General features: G+C 64.3%; 12 protein-coding genes. 7 read left to right on the top strand and 5 right to left on the bottom strand.

Annotated elements, in window-relative coordinates; translation table 11 throughout:
- Window positions 1-24 precede the first annotated feature (24 nt).
- Window positions 25-666 (bottom strand): transcriptional repressor LexA, encoded by a 642-nt coding sequence (gene lexA, locus C793_RS0108270; RefSeq protein ID WP_017430467.1) that lies wholly within the window; start codon window positions 664-666, stop codon window positions 25-27.
- Window positions 667-951: 285 nt separating this feature from the next.
- On the opposite strand from lexA, the gene C793_RS0108265 reads away from it, so the two are divergent.
- From C793_RS0108265 to C793_RS0108250, 4 genes are all read left to right on the top strand, one after another.
- A complete protein-coding gene (locus C793_RS0108265; protein WP_017430466.1) occupies window positions 952-1614 on the top strand; it encodes a TetR/AcrR family transcriptional regulator in 663 nt (220 codons plus the stop codon).
- A gap of 4 nt (window positions 1615-1618) precedes the next feature.
- On the top strand, window positions 1619-2158 hold the full coding sequence (locus tag C793_RS0108260) for a L,D-transpeptidase (RefSeq protein ID WP_040475389.1): 540 nt from the start codon (window positions 1619-1621) through the stop codon (window positions 2156-2158).
- Between the two features lie 65 nt (window positions 2159-2223).
- Window positions 2224-3240 (top strand): beta-N-acetylhexosaminidase, encoded by a 1017-nt coding sequence (gene nagZ, locus C793_RS0108255; RefSeq protein ID WP_017430464.1) that lies wholly within the window; start codon window positions 2224-2226, stop codon window positions 3238-3240.
- A 93-nt stretch (window positions 3241-3333) separates the two neighbouring features.
- Complete coding sequence (locus tag C793_RS0108250) at window positions 3334-3912, top strand: hypoxanthine-guanine phosphoribosyltransferase (protein WP_017430463.1); 579 nt, start codon at window positions 3334-3336, stop codon at window positions 3910-3912.
- A 26-nt stretch (window positions 3913-3938) separates the two neighbouring features.
- Here the strand turns inward: C793_RS0108250 and ppsR are convergent, their stop codons facing one another.
- Entirely contained in the window at window positions 3939-4772 is an 834-nt protein-coding gene (gene ppsR / locus C793_RS0108245) for a posphoenolpyruvate synthetase regulatory kinase/phosphorylase PpsR (protein WP_017430462.1), read from the bottom strand.
- A gap of 329 nt (window positions 4773-5101) precedes the next feature.
- Between ppsR and ppsA the strand changes: the two genes are divergently transcribed.
- The gene (ppsA, locus tag C793_RS0108240) at window positions 5102-7474 is read left to right on the top strand and encodes a phosphoenolpyruvate synthase (protein WP_017430461.1); all 2373 of its coding nucleotides are present in this window, start codon (window positions 5102-5104) and stop codon (window positions 7472-7474) included.
- Between the two features lie 129 nt (window positions 7475-7603).
- Window positions 7604-9457 (top strand): gamma-glutamyltransferase family protein, encoded by a 1854-nt coding sequence (locus C793_RS0108235; RefSeq protein ID WP_017430460.1) that lies wholly within the window; start codon window positions 7604-7606, stop codon window positions 9455-9457.
- Window positions 9458-9480: 23 nt separating this feature from the next.
- On the opposite strand, the gene C793_RS0108230 is transcribed toward C793_RS0108235, so the two are convergent.
- The 3 genes from C793_RS0108230 to acnB all read right to left on the bottom strand — a co-directional run bounded on the left by C793_RS0108230 (window position 9481) and on the right by acnB (window position 14676).
- Window positions 9481-11388, bottom strand: a complete 1908-nt coding sequence (locus tag C793_RS0108230) for a glycerophosphodiester phosphodiesterase family protein (RefSeq protein WP_017430459.1) — start codon at window positions 11386-11388, stop codon at window positions 9481-9483.
- A gap of 33 nt (window positions 11389-11421) precedes the next feature.
- Window positions 11422-11931, bottom strand: a complete 510-nt coding sequence (gene rraA, locus C793_RS0108225) for a ribonuclease E activity regulator RraA (protein ID WP_017430458.1) — start codon at window positions 11929-11931, stop codon at window positions 11422-11424.
- A gap of 141 nt (window positions 11932-12072) precedes the next feature.
- Window positions 12073-14676 (bottom strand): bifunctional aconitate hydratase 2/2-methylisocitrate dehydratase, encoded by a 2604-nt coding sequence (gene acnB / locus C793_RS0108220; protein WP_017430457.1) that lies wholly within the window; start codon window positions 14674-14676, stop codon window positions 12073-12075.
- A 387-nt stretch (window positions 14677-15063) separates the two neighbouring features.
- On the opposite strand from acnB, the gene C793_RS0108215 reads away from it, so the two are divergent.
- Entirely contained in the window at window positions 15064-15795 is a 732-nt protein-coding gene (locus tag C793_RS0108215) for a MiaE family protein (protein ID WP_017430456.1), read from the top strand.
- The last annotated feature ends 2 nt before the right edge of the window (window positions 15796-15797 follow it).

Here is a 15797-nt window from a genome sequence, read left to right as displayed (position 1 = left end):
CTAGCGGCGCCGGCGGGAAGGGCGTTAGCCCAGTGCCTGGCCGTTGCCGCCGCGAATCACGCCGACCCCGACGCCCTCGATATCCAGCCCCTCGGTGCTCAGGTCGATATTGATCGGCGCAAAATCGCGGTTTTCCGCCAGCAGCTGAACCTGATTGCCCTCGCGGCTGAAGCGCTTCACGGTTACATCATCCTCGAGGCGCGCCACCACAATCTGGCCGTTGCGTACCTGTTCGGTACGATGAACCGCGAGCAGGTCACCTTCCAGAATCCCGATACCCTGCATCGATAGCCCGCGTACCCGCAGCAGATAGTCGGCCCGTGGGGTGAAATATTCCGGCGGCAGCGGGCAGTAGCGGTCAATGTGCTCGGCAGCGAGAATCGGGCTGCCGGCAGCGACTTCTCCAATAATCGGCAGGCCTTCGGCAGTGGCGCTCGCGGTGGCGGCGTCACGGTCGGTCAGGCGGATACCCCGGGAGGTATTGCGAACCATGCGAATGGCGCCCTTGCGCTCCAGCGCCCGCAGGTGTTCCTCGGCGGCGTTGGGCGAACGGAAGCCCAGCGCCTGGGCAATTTCAACCCGCGTCGGCGGGTAGCCGTGGTCGCTGATGGTCTTGGCGATAAAATCGTAGACGTTCTGCTGGCGTTTGGTCAGTGATTGAGTCATGAACAACTCCTGAAGTGTCGTATCCACGCCGTTATGGACAGTGAGTGTTAATGGCACGGCCCGTTGCCGGGCTGATTTTGTCCAAATGTACAGCATGATCTCTTGAACAGTAAAGGGCTGTGTCGAATTTTTTGCCGGCCGAGCCCGGATATTAATGATCAGGGCGGCTTGAGGTAAAAAACAGCGGCAGTACGCCCGTGGGGATTGAGCCGCGTTTTGCCTTGGCGTAGCATTCCGCAAAGCGTAATAATAAAGTGTTTTAAACAATCGTTTTGGGAGCGCTGTATGGCTCAGCCGGATACAATGACGCGCATTCTGGATACCGCCGAGGTATTGTTTGCCGAACGCGGCTTTGCCGAGACGTCGCTGCGTCACATCACCAGCAAGGCACAGGTCAACCTGGCGGCGGTCAACTATCATTTCGGTTCCAAGAAGGCGCTGATTCAGGCGGTTTTCTCGCGCTATCTGGACCCGTTTACCGGGCGCTTTCATGCGGCGCTCGATGCCCTCGAGGCGCGCTATGAAAACCGTGTCATCCCGCTGGAAGTGCTGCTGGAAAACATGGCCACCACGGTGCTTGCGGTGCCCGCCGAGCGCAACAGCCTCAAGGTTTTCATGCGGCTGCTGGGGCTGGCATACAGTCAGGCGCAGGGGCATTTGCGGCGCCATATCCAGGAGCAGTATGGCGGCGTGTTTACCCGTTTTACCGAGCTGGTGCGCCGGGCCACGCCGGATCTGCCCGATGCCGAACGTTTTTGGCGGCTGCACTTCATGCTGGGGACGGTGATTTTCACCCTGTCCGGGCTGGATGCGCTCAAGGACATTGCCGAACAGGACTACGCCGAGCAGGTCACGGTGCGGGACCTGGTGCGGCGCCTGCGCCCGGTCGTCGTCGCGGCAATGAACGCACCGCTACCCGATGATATGTCCCCGACGCAGGAAGACTAGCATGATGCCGACTCCGCAACTCAGCGACCTGCCGCCGTCCCGGGGCCGGTGGGTCGAGATCGATATCCATGAGCAGTCGTTGACGGTATGGGACGGACGGGAGCCGGTCCGGCATTGTCGGGTATCCACCGGCGAGGCGGGGGCCGGCGAGCACGAAGGCAGCGGGCAGACCCCGCGCGGGTGGCATTACGTCCGCGCGGCCATCGGCGCGGGTGAGCCTCAGGCGGCGGTCTTTCGCGGCCGGCGACCGACCGGCGAGACCTATTCGCCGGCGCTGGCTGCCCGTCATCCCCGACGCGACTGGATTCTCGGCCGTATCCTCTGGCTCTGCGGGCTGGAAAAAGGCCGCAACCGCGGCGGGCAGGTTGATACTCAGCGCCGCTATATCTACCTGCACGGCACGCCGTCGACGGAGCCAATGGGTGTGGCTGCGTCGCATGGCTGCGTGCGGCTGCATCTCGACGATCTGCTCGACCTGTTTGCGCAGATGCCTTCCGGTACGCCGGTGTGGCTGCACGACAGCGCAGACACGTCGCACCGCTGAGGCATTTTGACAGCGCTCACGGGTCGGCTAGAATTGCGCCTCCCTTTTCGGCAGGACCTTTTACCATGACGCACTCTGCAGGCCCGGTCATGCTTGACCTGGAAGGGCCGGCTATCATGCCCGCGGAAAAACGCCTGCTGCAAAAGCCGGCGGTCGGCGGCGTAATCCTCTTCGGCCGCAACGTGGAAAACGCCGCCCAGGTCAGCCGGCTGTGTGCCGATATCCGGCGTCAGCGCCCCGAACTGCTGATCGCCGTGGATCAGGAAGGCGGTCGCGTTCAGCGTATTCGCCAGGGCGTCACCCGGCTGCCGTCGATGGCGCGTCTGGGCGAGTCTTTTGCCGCGTCGCCCGCCGAGGGCGTGGCGCTGTGCCGCGATGCCGGCTGGCTGCTGGGCATGGAAATGGCCGCCTGCGGCCTGGACATGACGTTCGCGCCCGTGCTTGACGTGGATGTGGGGCTGTCCAGCGTGATTGGTGACCGCAGCTTTTCCGGCGACTCCGAGAGCGTGACGGCGCTGGGTGAGGCGCTGATCACGGGGCTGCACGAGGCCGGCATGGCCGCAGTAGGCAAGCACTTTCCCGGCCATGGCGGGGTTGCGGCGGATTCCCACCTGGCGCTGCCCGTGGATGAGCGTCCGCTGGCCGAGCTCAAGGCCCGGGACCTGGTGCCGTTTTCCCGCCTTGCCGGTCAGCTGGACGGAGTCATGCCGGCACACGTTGTCTATCCCGACTTTGATGCGCGTCCGGCGGGGTTTTCGCCCGGCTGGCTGGGAATGCTGCGCGAGTCGCTGGGCTTCAAGGGCTGTATTTTCTCCGATGACCTGAGCATGCACGGCGCCAGCGCAGCCGGCGGCCCCACCGAGCGTGCCGCATCGGCGCTGAAGGCCGGCTGTGACATGCTGCTGGTCTGCAACGACCGTGATGCCGCCTGCCGCGTGGTTGATGACTATCGCGATTATCAGGCCCGCCGTCCGGCGCGGCTGCGCTATGGCCGAGCGCGTCCCGAACTCGGTGCGCTGGCGGCGCTGGGCCGCTGGCGCCGTACCCATGCCCGCCTCGAAGCGCTGTCGGACCAGGCTTAGTCCGGCGCCCGTGGCCGTCCGGCGCTTGAAAGCGTTGCCGGCCGCTGATCAGGGTTCCCTCCGTGGCGATTTTTTATTTTTATGGATGCCGATATGAATAAGCTGGATCAACAGGCGCTTGAATCCCGGGACTCAATGCGCGCGCTCATGGATGATGCCGACTGCCTGATTGCGCAGGAGCAGGTCGAAGAGGCGCTGGACCGCATGGCCGACGCCATCAGCCGTGATCTGGGCGACAAACTGCCGGTGTTCTACTGCGTGATGAACGGCGGACTGATTACCACCGGCCATCTGCTGACGCGCCTGGGCTTTCCGCTGGAGGTCGATTACCTGCACGCGACCCGGTACCGCAGCCGGCTCTCCGGGGGTGAGCTGTTCTGGCGCGTCTCGCCGGAAATTCCCATGGCCGGGCGGCACGTGGTGATTATCGATGACATCCTGGACGAAGGCTCGACCCTCGCCGCGATTCTGGATTATTGCCGCCAGGCCCAGGCGGCGAGTATCACCACGGCGGTGCTCGTGGACAAGCAGCACGACCGCAAGGCCGTGCCGGGGTTGCAGGCCGACTACTGCAGCCTGGCCGTTGCCGATCGCTACGTTTTTGGCTTCGGGATGGACTACAAGGGCTACTGGCGCAATGCGCCGGGCATTTTTGCCCCCAAAGGGCTATAAAGCGTCATGCGCTCAAGGCGTTTTGCCTAGCGCGGAGAAAAACGCCGCACCAGCCCGGTTTCGGCGATCATGCGGGTGGAAATTTCCTCGATGGAAAAACGCGTGGTATCGATGCTGGGAATATTGAGCGAGCGATACAGCGATTCCGCCTGTTCGACTTCCTGCAGGCACTGGTCCATCGAGCTGTAACGGCTGTTGGGCCGGCGTTCGTGGCGAATCGCGGCCAGCCGGCGGGCGTCGATGGTCAGCCCGAAGAGCTTGTGGTGGTGCTGGCCGAGAAAGCGGGGGAGCTTGAGCACGCCGTCTTCGTCCTGGTCGTCCTCGGTCAGCGGATAGTTGGCCGCGCGAATACCGAACTGCAGCGCCAGGTACAGCGACGTCGGGGTTTTGCCGCAGCGCGAGACGCCAACCAGAATGATATCGGCCTGGTCGTACTGGTGGAGGCGCGCGCCGTCGTCGTTTTCCAGAGCGAAGTGAACCGAGTGAATCCGGTCCATGTAGACATCATCGCTGCCGATGGAGTGGGTGCGCCCGACGCTGTAGGACGAATGGGTGGCCAGCTCCTGTTCCAGCGGGGCCAGAAACGTCGAGAACACATCCACGTTAAAGCAGGGAGCGTCGCGGATAATATCGCGGATGTCTTCGTCAACGATGGTGTCGATCACCACCGGGCGCTGGCCGTCACGGTTGGCGGCGGCCTCGATGATATCGGCCAGCTCGTGCGCCTTGGTGACGGTATCGATGTAGGGCTTGGTCAGCATGGTGATATTGACGTCGCCGAACTGCGCCAGCAGGCTGCGGCCCAGGCTTTCAGCGGTAATGCCCGTGCCGTCGGAAATGAAAAACGCGGTGCGTGTCATGGTGGAGCGCTCTGTCTGTCGGGTGGTGGTTGCAAGGCGGCCCTTGGCCGGTACCGGAGGCGGCTAGCCTAGCACGTTGCAGTGCCTTCCTGCGGTCGACGACAAACGGGCGGCCGACTACAAAACGGCGCGGAAAAGCGATTTTGTTGTAAATCTCCTCCAGCCTGTTAGCTATTAGACGAATGGATTAGAGGCGACGGCGGTGCTAAGGTGCCGCCGTCGATAACCGGTGGCTGAGCCGGCCGTGGAGACAAGCCGTTGCCGTTGTGTGGCGGCAAACGATGCCGGTACCAACAGGGCCGTTGCAAAAACAAGCGCCAGGGGGTTGCGTGGAAGAGTACATTCTGTGGTTTGATCATTTGGGCATGGACGACGTTTCGCGCGTGGGCGGCAAAAACGCCTCTCTGGGCGAGATGATCTCGAATCTGTCGGAAGCCGGGGTGACCGTCCCCGGCGGCTTTGCCACCACGGCCCGGGCGTATCGTGAGTTTCTGTCCCATGACGGGCTCAACGAGCGCATCAACGAAACGCTGAAGCGCCTCGACGTGGACGACGTTCAGGCGTTGGCCAGGGCCGGCAGCGATATCCGCCAGTGGATCATCGACACGCCGCTGCCGCCGGCGTTTGAAAGCGCGCTGGCCGATGCCTACGCAACCATGGTCAAGCGCCATCCCAACCTCAAGGCCGCCGTACGCAGCTCCGCCACCGCGGAAGACCTGCCTGACGCCTCCTTTGCCGGCCAGCAGGAAACCTTCCTCAACATCGAAGGTTTTGACAACATCAAGCGCGCCGTTCACGAGGTGTTCGCCTCGCTGTTCAACGACCGCGCCATTTCCTACCGCGTGCACCGCGGCTATGCCCACGAAAACGTCGCGCTGTCCGCCGGCGTGCAAAAAATGGTGCGCTCGGAAACCGGCGCCTCGGGGGTCATGTTCACCCTGGATACCGAATCCGGCTATCGCGATGCGGTCTTTGTGACCGCCTCCTGGGGGCTGGGGGAGACCGTCGTTCAAGGCGCGGTCAACCCGGACGAATTCTATGTGCACAAGCCCACGCTGGCCGCCGGCAAGCCGGCGGTGTTGCGCCGTAACCTGGGCTCCAAGCGCATCAAGATGGTATACGGCGACGACGCCAGCGCCGGCAAGTCGGTCGATACGATCGATGTCGAGCCCGCTGACCGCAGCCGCTTCTGCATCAATGATGAGCAGGCCATGTCGCTGGCGCGTCAGGCGGTGACCATCGAGCAGCACTACCAGCGGCCGATGGATATCGAGTGGGCGCTCGACGGTGACGACGGCGAGCTCTACATCGTGCAGTCGCGCCCCGAGACCGTGGTATCCCAGCAGGAAGGCGGCCGTCTGGAGCGCTTCACCCTGCGCGAAAAGGGCCGTACCCTGGTCGCCGGGCGGGCCATCGGCCAGCGTATCGGTCGCGGCGCGGTCAAGGTAATCGCCACGCCGGACGACATGCACAAGGTCAACGATGGCGACGTTCTGGTCACCGACATGACCGACCCCGACTGGGAGCCGGTGATGAAGCGCGCGTCGGCCATCGTGACCAACCGCGGCGGGCGTACCTGTCATGCCGCCATCATCGCCCGGGAGCTGGGCATTCCTGCCGTGGTGGGCTGTACCGATGCCACCGAGCAGCTGCAGGAAGGCGTGGATGTCACCGTCTCCTGCGCGGAAGGCGATACCGGCAATGTCTACGAAGGCCTGCTGGAATACGACCGCAAGGTGTCCAGCATTGACGCCATGCCCGAGCTGCCGTTCGACATCATGATGAACGTGGGCAACCCCGACCGGGCCTTTGGCTTTGCCGGCCTGCCCAGCGCCGGCGTTGGCCTGGCGCGGCTGGAGTTCATCATCAACCGCATGATCGGTGTGCATCCCAAGGCGCTGCTGGACTACGCGACTCTGCCGGCCGACCTGCAGCAGATTATCGACCTGCGCACCGCCGGCTACGCCGATCCGGTGAGCTTTTACGTGGATAAGCTGGTGGAGGGTATCTCCACCCTGGCGGCGTCCTTCTACCCCAAGCGGGTCATCGTGCGGCTGTCCGATTTCAAGTCCAACGAATACGAAAATCTGATCGGCGGCAAGCTCTACGAGCCGGGCGAAGAGAACCCCATGCTCGGCTTCCGCGGCGCCTCGCGCTATATCTCCGATGCCTTCCGCCCCTGCTTTGAGCTTGAATGCCGCGCCATCAAGCGAGTCCGCGACGAAATGGGGCTGGATAACGTCGAAATCATGGTGCCGTTTGTGCGCACCCCCCAGGAGGCCGAAGAAGTCGTTTCGCTGCTGGATGCCAACGGGCTCAAGCGCGGCGATCGCGGTCTCAAGGTGATCATGATGTGCGAGCTGCCGGCCAACGCGCTGCTGGCCGACGAGTTTCTCGAGCACTTTGACGGCTTCTCCATCGGCTCCAACGACCTGACCCAGCTGGCGCTGGGGCTGGATCGCGATTCGGGCATCGTGGCGCATCTGTTTGACGAGCGTAACGAGGCGGTGAAGAAGCTGCTGGCGATGGCCATTCAGGCGTGCCGGGCTCAGGGCAAGTACGTCGGCATCTGTGGCCAGGGGCCCTCGGATCATCCCGACCTGGCCAAATGGCTGATGGAGCAGGGCATCGACTCCGTATCGCTCAACCCGGATGCGGTGATGGATACCTGGCTGATGCTGGCGGGTGAGACCCGGGGCTGATGCCCTGATGTCATGCTCGAGCATGGCACCGGCGTCGGCCGATAGCCGATAATCCAGCCAATGCCCGGCATCGCGCCGGGCATTTTTCATATTGGGGCTGGCCGTTACCTAACCCAGGGACACAACATCATGCTGCGTTTAGGACGATATCTCTGCCCGCTGGGCATGCTGCTCCTGCCGCTGTCGGCGCCGGGATTCGATTACGCCACGCCGGCGCTGAGCCCCGAGTCGGGGTCGGGATTCGAGGAGAAGCCGGGCTGGGCCACGGAGTCTTTTGCGGTCGTAGCGGCCAACCCGCTGGCTGCGGATGCCGGCGAGCAGATTCTCGAGGCCGGCGGCAACGCCATTGACGCCGCCATCGCGGTGCAGATGGTGCTGGCGCTGGTGGAGCCGCAGTCCAGCGGTATTGGCGGCGGCGGTTTTATGCTGCATTTTGACGGCCGCAAGGTCACCGCCTTTGACGGCCGGGAAACCGCGCCGGCGGGGGCCGATGAAACGCTGTTTCTGGATGATGCCGGCAAGCCGCTGGCCTTCATGGAGGCGGTCACCAGCGGCCGTTCGGTGGGCGTGCCGGGGGTAGTGAAAATGCTCGAGAAAGCCCACGACCAATACGGCCGGCTGGACTGGGAGACGCTGTTTGCCCCGGTCATTACCCTGGCCGAGGACGGCTTCAAGGTGAGCCCGCGGCTGCATCAGAGCCTCGCGGACGACGACTATCTGCCGCGCAACCCGGCGGCCCGAGCGTTTTACTACACCGACGACGGCGACGCGCTGCCGGTGGGCGACACCCTGACCAACCCGGCGCTGGCCGCGATGCTTGAGGATATTGCCCGGCACGGCAGCGGTGCGTTTTATCGTGGCAGCATCGCCAGCGATCTGGCCGACCGTGTGCAGTCGCAGGCATCGCCGGGAACTCTGACGGTGGATGATCTGGACGCTTATACCGCCAAAGTACGCGAACCGCTGTGTACTCCCTGGCAGCGGTGGGATGTATGCGGTTTTCCGCCGCCGTCTTCCGGCCATCTGACCATCATGCAGACGCTCGGTTTGCTCGCGCACGAGCCCATGGCCCGGGCGCCGCTGAATAACGGCGCGCCCGGCAGCGACTGGCTGCACCGCTTTATCGAAGCCTCGCGGCTGGCCTTTGCCGACCGCAATCGCTATATCGGCGATCCGGCCTTTGTCGAGGCGCCGGGCGGTGACTGGCAGACCCTGCTGGCGCCGGCCTATCTGCAAAAGCGTGCCGAGCTGATCTCCCGGGATAAAAGCCTGGGCGAGTCGGTATCGCCGGGCCAGCCGGGCGAGCTTGACGTCAGCCTGGCAACGCCGCCGCGCCAGCCGGAATACGGCACCAGCCATATCAGCATCGTGGACGCTGACGGCAACGCCATTGCCATGACGACCTCCGTCGAGCAGGCGTTCGGGTCGCGGATTCTTGCCGACGGCGGTACCGGCCTGGCGGGCGGCTATCTGCTCAACAATCAGCTCACCGATTTCTCCTTTACCCCGGAGGTCAACGGCAAGCCGGTCGCCAACCGTGTACAGCCGGGAAAGCGGCCGCGTTCCAGCATGAGCCCGACGCTGGTCTTCGAGCACGACACCGCTGACGCTGACGAAGCGTCGAGCCGGGCGAGCATCGAAGGCGATGGCGTGGGTCGCTTTGTTGCCAGCCTGGGCAGCCCCGGCGGGGCGGCGATCATTCCCTACGTGGCGCAAACGCTGGTGGCGCTGCGCGACTGGGGGCTGGATGCCCAGCAAGCGCTGGCGCTGCCCCATGCGTTGACGCTGGGCGGCGACGTTTACGTGGAAAAGGGCCGTGTGCCCGAGGCCACCCGGGACGCGCTGAGCGAGCGGGGGCATACCCTCGACGATCGCGAGCTGACCAGCGGGCTGGGCGTCATCGTCCGTCAGGACGACAACACCCTGTTCGGCGGCGCCGACCCGCGTCGGGAAGGCGTGGTCATGGGGGATGACGTTGAGTGAGCGCCGCTAGCGCTTCACGCCCGCTAGCGCTTCACGCGACCATGCAGCTTGAGCAGCAGCAGGCCGGCGTCGCTGAGTTGGCGGCGATCGTCGAGCAGCGCGGCAAGACGATCGGGGTAGTCGGTGATGATCGCATCGACGCCCATGTCGATCAGGGTGGCCATGCGTTCGCGACGGTTGACGGTCCAGGCGTGAACGTCGTAGCCGTAGGTGGCCGCCAGCCGCATTTCGTCTTCGCTGATGCGGTTGTGGCGTAGCCCCAGGGCGTCGAAGCCGTAGCGGTCCAGCGTGCCGGGAATCACCAGCTGGGCCAGCAGGGTGGTGCGCATCTCGGGGGCCAGGTCGTTGAGCCTGGCCACCAGCGCCGGTGACATGGAGGCCAGGCGCATTTCCCGCCGGGCGTCGGGATAGCCGCAGCGAGCGTAAGCGCTGATGGCGTCGTCGGCGTTGGCCCAGCAGACGTAGCGGGCTCGGGTTTCCCGGTCGAGCGATGCCATGACGCCCCGGGCCAGCGCGGGACCGCGCCCGGGAGCGGGTTTGAGCTCGATCATGATGCCGGCGCGACCGCGCATGGCGTCGATTACCTGGTCCAGCGTGGGGATGCGCTCGCCGCGAAAGTCATGGCCGAACCAGCTGCCGATGTCGAAACGCCCCAGCTCTTCCCGGGTCAGGTTGCCAAAGGTGCGCGTATCGCCGGTGAGTCGGGTCAGGTCGCTGTCGTGATAGACCATGACAACGTCATCCGCGCTTAGCCTTACGTCCAGCTCGACGGCATCGGCGCCTTCGCGGGCGGCCAGACGAAAGGCCGGCAGGGTGTTTTCCGGCGCGCGTTTGGAGCTGCCGCGGTGGGCAATGATCGCCACGTCGTCGTCGAGATCGAAGCTGTTGACCATCCAGCCGGCCTGAGCGGCCGCCAGAATAAACACGGTCAATTCCAGGGTCCAGGCCATACGACCCGCACGGTAGGCGCCGGGCGTATCGACATGCGCGTGCGGGGCCGCTCGCTGCCGGTACAGGCATGCCGACAGCAGGGCATTGAAGGCAATGCCCGCAAACGTCAGCGCAAGCGTCAGCAGCACATAGCCCGTCAGATAGACGAACATGGCGGGCAACAGCACGGCGTGGCGTTTGGGCAGCCAGTCCAGCAGCGGGGTAAACAGCGCATCGTACGCCAGGGTGGCAACCACGGGCAGCGCGATAATACCCGCGAGTACCAGCAGCACCGCGGCGGCGATGGAACGATGCCCGCCCCGGGTCAGCGCGACGCTGCGGGAAAGCGCCTTCAGCGGCGTTTCCTGTTCCAGCGCGACCAGCGGCAACGCCAGCAGCCAGCGCAGGTATAGCCGACCGGCGAGCCCCATCCAGAGCGCGAGCAGCGGCAGGGCGGAGGCGATGAAGTACCAGAGTTCCGGCGGGCGCACCTTTTGCAGGTAGTAGGTATCCAGCCCGCCCAGCCAGGCATCGTACAGCCAGGCCATACCGGCCATGAACGGGGCCAGCAGCAAAAGATGGCTGCCGACCTGCAGAAAGACCAGCCCCGCCAGTGCCGGCAGGCGCCGGGTGCTCAGCCATAGCGCCGTCAGCGCCGGGCGATAATGCCCCGGCGTCTGCTGGCCGGTGGCCACTTGCAACATGCCGGCCTGTTGCCAGTAAAGCAGGCAGAAAGCCAGCCCCTGAGCCGCCAGCGCGCCGGCGATGCCCGCCGGCGTGAACAGCAGCGCTACGAGTTTGTCCAGGGTGACAACGTCGGAGCCCAGCCGGGCGTAGAGCGCCCGGGTGATCCAGGCCACCGCGGGCAACAGCAGCGTGGAGGCCAGCAGGGTAAACATCAGGTGGAAGGCAATCAGCACCCGCAGACGGCGATGAAAAACCTGCCACAGCGATAACCCCAGCCGGGCCAGCGGTCGGGTGTGGGGAGAATCAAACAACATACCGACGCAGCATACAGGCTGTCGTTTCGAGGTCTACAGCGAGAGTTCCTGTTCCGACACCAGGATGCCGTTGTTGTCGGCGTACAGCCATTGCTCCGGGCGTACGTTGACGCCGGCGATATCCACGGCAATATCCCGCGTGCCTTCACCGCGCTTTTCGCTCTTGCGCGGGTGGTGGCCCAGCGCCTGAACCCCCAGCGAGGTGCGCGCGAGGATATCCACGTCGCGGACGCAGCCATACATCACAATGCCGGCCCAGCCGTTCGCCGCGGCCTTTTCGGCGAGCATATCGCCGAGCATGGCACAGCGCATGGAGCCGCCGCCGTCCACGACCAGAACGCTACCGTTGCCCGGCTCGGCAACGGCCTGCTTGACCATGGAATTATCTTCAAAGCAGGCCACGGTACGTATCGGCCCGGCAAAGGCGGATACGCCGCCAAAGTTGGTGAACTGTGCCGGAATCGCCTGCACCTCGGGGTGAGCGTCGCAGATATCCGGCGTCACGATACTCTGTTCGGGGACTGTCACGTTGGGCGTTGTCATGCTGTGTCTCCGCAATGGTTGGCTTGGCGTTCTGCGTGCTTGGCTATTTTTATAAAAAACGACTTCACAAAAAGCCGATTTCACGAAAAAGCCGGCCTGAAAATTCAGGCCGGCTGATGGGCAGCTTTACCCTGCCTGGCCTCAGGCTTCTTCGGCGAGAGGAATCACGTTCGAGGCGACGTTCAGGTATTCCTCGATTTCGTGGAAGTTCATGTAGCGATAAATTTCGCCGGTCATGGTATCCAGCTCGCTCATGTAACGGCGATATTCGCTGACCGTGGGCAGGCGGCCTTCCACCGCGGCTACCGCGGCCAGCTCGGCCGAGGCGAGGTAGACATCGGCGCCGTCGCCCAGGCGGTTGGGGAAGTTACGCGTGGAGGTGGAGACCACGGTGCTTTTGGCCGCGACCCGCGCCTGGTTGCCCATGCACAGCGAACAGCCGGGCATTTCCATGCGCGCCCCGGCGCGACCGAAGATACCGTAATAGCCTTCAGCGGTGAGCTGATGCTGGTCCATCCGGGTCGGCGGGGCGAGCCATAGACGCGTATTCAGGCTGCCGGCGGGCTGTTTTTCCAGCAGCTTGCCGGCGGCGCGGAAGTGGCCGATGTTGGTCATGCACGAGCCGATGAAAACCTCGTCGATGGTCTCGCCGGTAACATCGGACAGCAGGCGGGCGTCGTCGGGGTCGTTGGGCGCGCAGAGCACCGGCTCGCTGAGTTGATCCAGGTCGATCTCGATGACCTCGGCGTATTCGGCATCGGCGTCGGCGCGCATCAGGCTTGGATCTTCCAGCCAGGCTTCCATGGCCTTGATGCGCCGCCCGATGGTGCGCGCGTCGCCGTAGCCCTGACCCAGCATCCACTTGAGCAGCGTGATGTTGGACGTCAGATACTCGGTTACGCTGTCTTCGGAGAGCGTGATGGTACAGCCCGCGGCGCTGCGCTCGGCGGAGGCGTCGGAGAGCTCGAAGGCCTGCTCGGCGGTGAGATCCTCGAGCCCCTCGATTTCCAGCACGCGGCCGGAGAAGGCGTTTTTCTTGCCCGACTTCTCCACGGTCAAAAGCCCCTGCTGGATGCCGTAGTAGGGAATGGCGTGAACCAGATCGCGCAGGGTCACACCGGGCTGACGCTTGCCCTTGAAACGCACCAGAATCGATTCCGGCATGTCCAGCGGCATGACGCCGGTGGCGGCGGCGAAGGCCACCAGCCCCGACCCCGCAGGGAAGGAAATCCCCATGGGGAAACGGGTGTGCGAATCGCCGCCGGTGCCCACTGTATCGGGCAGCAGCATGCGGTTGAGCCAGGAGTGGATGATGCCGTCGCCCGGGCGCAGCGAGACGCCCCCGCGGTTCATGATGAAGTCCGGCAGGGTGTGGTGAGTATCCACGTCCACCGGTTTGGGGTAGGCGCTGGTGTGGCAGAACGACTGCATGACCAGATCGGCCTGGAAGCCCAGGCAGGCCAGATCCTTGAGCTCGTCGCGGGTCATGGGGCCGGTAGTATCCTGAGAGCCCACGGTGGTCATTTTGGGTTCGCAGTACATGCCCGGGCGTACGCCGTCGAGACCGCAGGCCTTGCCCACCATCTTTTGCGCCAGGGTGAACCCCTTGCCGCTGTTTTCCGGCTGCTCGGGCAGGCGGAAGACCTCGGAGGCGGGCAGGTTGAGCGACTCCCGCGCCTTGGCGGTCAGCCCGCGGCCGATGATCAGCGGAATCCGGCCGCCGGCGCGCACTTCGTCGAGCAGCAGCTGGGTTTTCAGCGAAAAGGTGGTGATGACCTTGTCGGTGCCGTGGCGGCAGACCTTGCCGGCATAGGGGTAGACGTCGATCACATCGCCCATGTTGAGATTCTCGACGTCCATTTCGATGGGCAGGGCGCCGGAATCTTCCATGGTATTGAAGAAAATCGGCGCGACGCTGCCGCCAAAGCAGAAGCCGCCGGCACGCTTGTTGGGCGCGTAGGGAATGTCGTCGCCGAAGAACCACAGCACCGAGTTGGTGGCCGATTTGCGCGAGGAGCCGGTGCCCACCACGTCGCCGACGTAAACCACCGGATGGCCCTTGGCCCTGACCGCTTCGATCTGCTTGAGCGGGCCGGTTTCGCCGGGCGCTTCGGGCTCGATGCCGTCGCGCGGGTTTTTCAACATGGCATTGCCATGCAGCGGAATGTCCGGGCGCGACCAGGCGTCCGGCGCCGGCGAAAGATCGTCGGTGTTGGTTTCGCCGGGCACCTTGAACACGGTCAGGGTGATCTTTTCGGCCAGCGCCGGTTTGGACAAAAACCATTCGGCCTCGGCCCAGGATTCCAGTACGTCCTGGGCCACGGCGTTGCCGGCCCGGGCGCGTTCTTCGACGTCGTGAAAGGCGTCGAACATCAGCAGGGTATGCTTGAGCTGCTCGCCGGCTTCCTTTGCCAGCGCCTTGTCGTCCAGCAGCTCGGTTAGCGAGGCAATGTTATAGCCGCCCTGCATGGTACCCAGCAGTTTGACCGCATGAATTTTATCGATCAGCGGCGACTCGGCCTCGCCCCGGGCGATGGCGGTGAGAAAGCCGGCCTTGACGTAGGCGGCCTCATCCACGCCCGGCGGAATGCGCTGGGTCATCAGATCCAGAATAAATTCTTCTTCGCCAGCCGGCGGATTTTTCAGCAGCTCGACCAGAGCAGCGGCCTGTTCGGCATCCAGCGGCTTGGGCGGAACCCCTGCCTCGGCGCGTTCGGAAACATGTTGACGGTAGGCTTCAAGCACGGGGGAACCCTCTCTGTTGCGTGGATAAGCTGCGTGAACAAGCGCGGCGGCGAGCCCCGGGGCGATCTAACGGGGTCGCCGCCGAGAATGCGGCACGCCGGCGGTGCGGACCGGCTGAAGTTTACGGAAAACTGTTGACAATGTTAAGCAAACCCCGGCATGGCGGGGTTGCACTTTGGGGGCAGGGCATGGCGTAAAATGCCAGCCTTGGCGTCCCAAAGGTCATGCTCAGGGAGTTTTACTACGTCAGCGGGTGTGTGATTCCGGTGACGCCGCGTTACCATAAGCGCGATAAACGGGCTCGCCGACGCGGTTGACCGATCCATCTGATGGGGTAACGCGCCGCCGAGTGATTCCAGACGTTCCCAGCCGCACGGGTATCCGACCATGACGCCATCCGCGCCTTTTTCCCACGCTGACGTAGCAGCCGAGGCGGGGTCCACCGCCGATCCCGATACGTCATCCCTGTCCGGCACCCGGCCGCCGGCTTCGGTCGGTCACGGGCTCAGTGCCGACGACCTCCTGCCCGAGAGCTTGCTGGCGTTTTTGGGCTGTTCGACCCCCGACGCCTGGCTGGAAGAGGCGCTTTTGCACCCGGAAACGCTGCTGATTGATCACGCCCAGTGCGAAAAGAAAGCCGCGTCCACGGCCATGAGCCTGCTGTATCGCTACGTCGACCAGCCGCTGTTGCTGAGCAAGATGGCCCAGCTGGCGCGGGAAGAGCTGCTGCATTTCGAGCAGGTGGTCAAGCTGATGGAAAAGCGCGACGTGACCTATCGCCACCTCAGCGCGTCGCGCTATGCCGAAGGGTTGCGTCGGCATGTGCGGCCCAATGACCCCGAGCGTCTGATTGACGTGCTGATTGTGGGCGCGCTGATCGAAGCGCGCAGCTGCGAGCGCTTTGCCCGGCTGATTCCCTGCCTGGATGCCGAGCTGGCGCGGTTTTACCGCTCTCTGGTGAAGTCCGAAGGCCGGCACTTTGAAGACTATCTGCTGCTGGCCCGGGAACAGACCGATGCGCCGCTGGACGACCGCATCGCCTTTTTCGTGGCCCGCGAGGCCGAACTGATCCGCTCGCCGGACGCCGAGTTTCGTTTCCATAGCGGTGTGCCCGCCTGAGC

Source organism: Vreelandella jeotgali Hwa, from assembly GCF_000334215.1.
Taxonomy (GTDB): Bacteria; Pseudomonadota; Gammaproteobacteria; order Pseudomonadales; family Halomonadaceae; genus Vreelandella; species Vreelandella jeotgali.
This window is presented reverse-complemented; position numbering and strand designations above follow the sequence as displayed.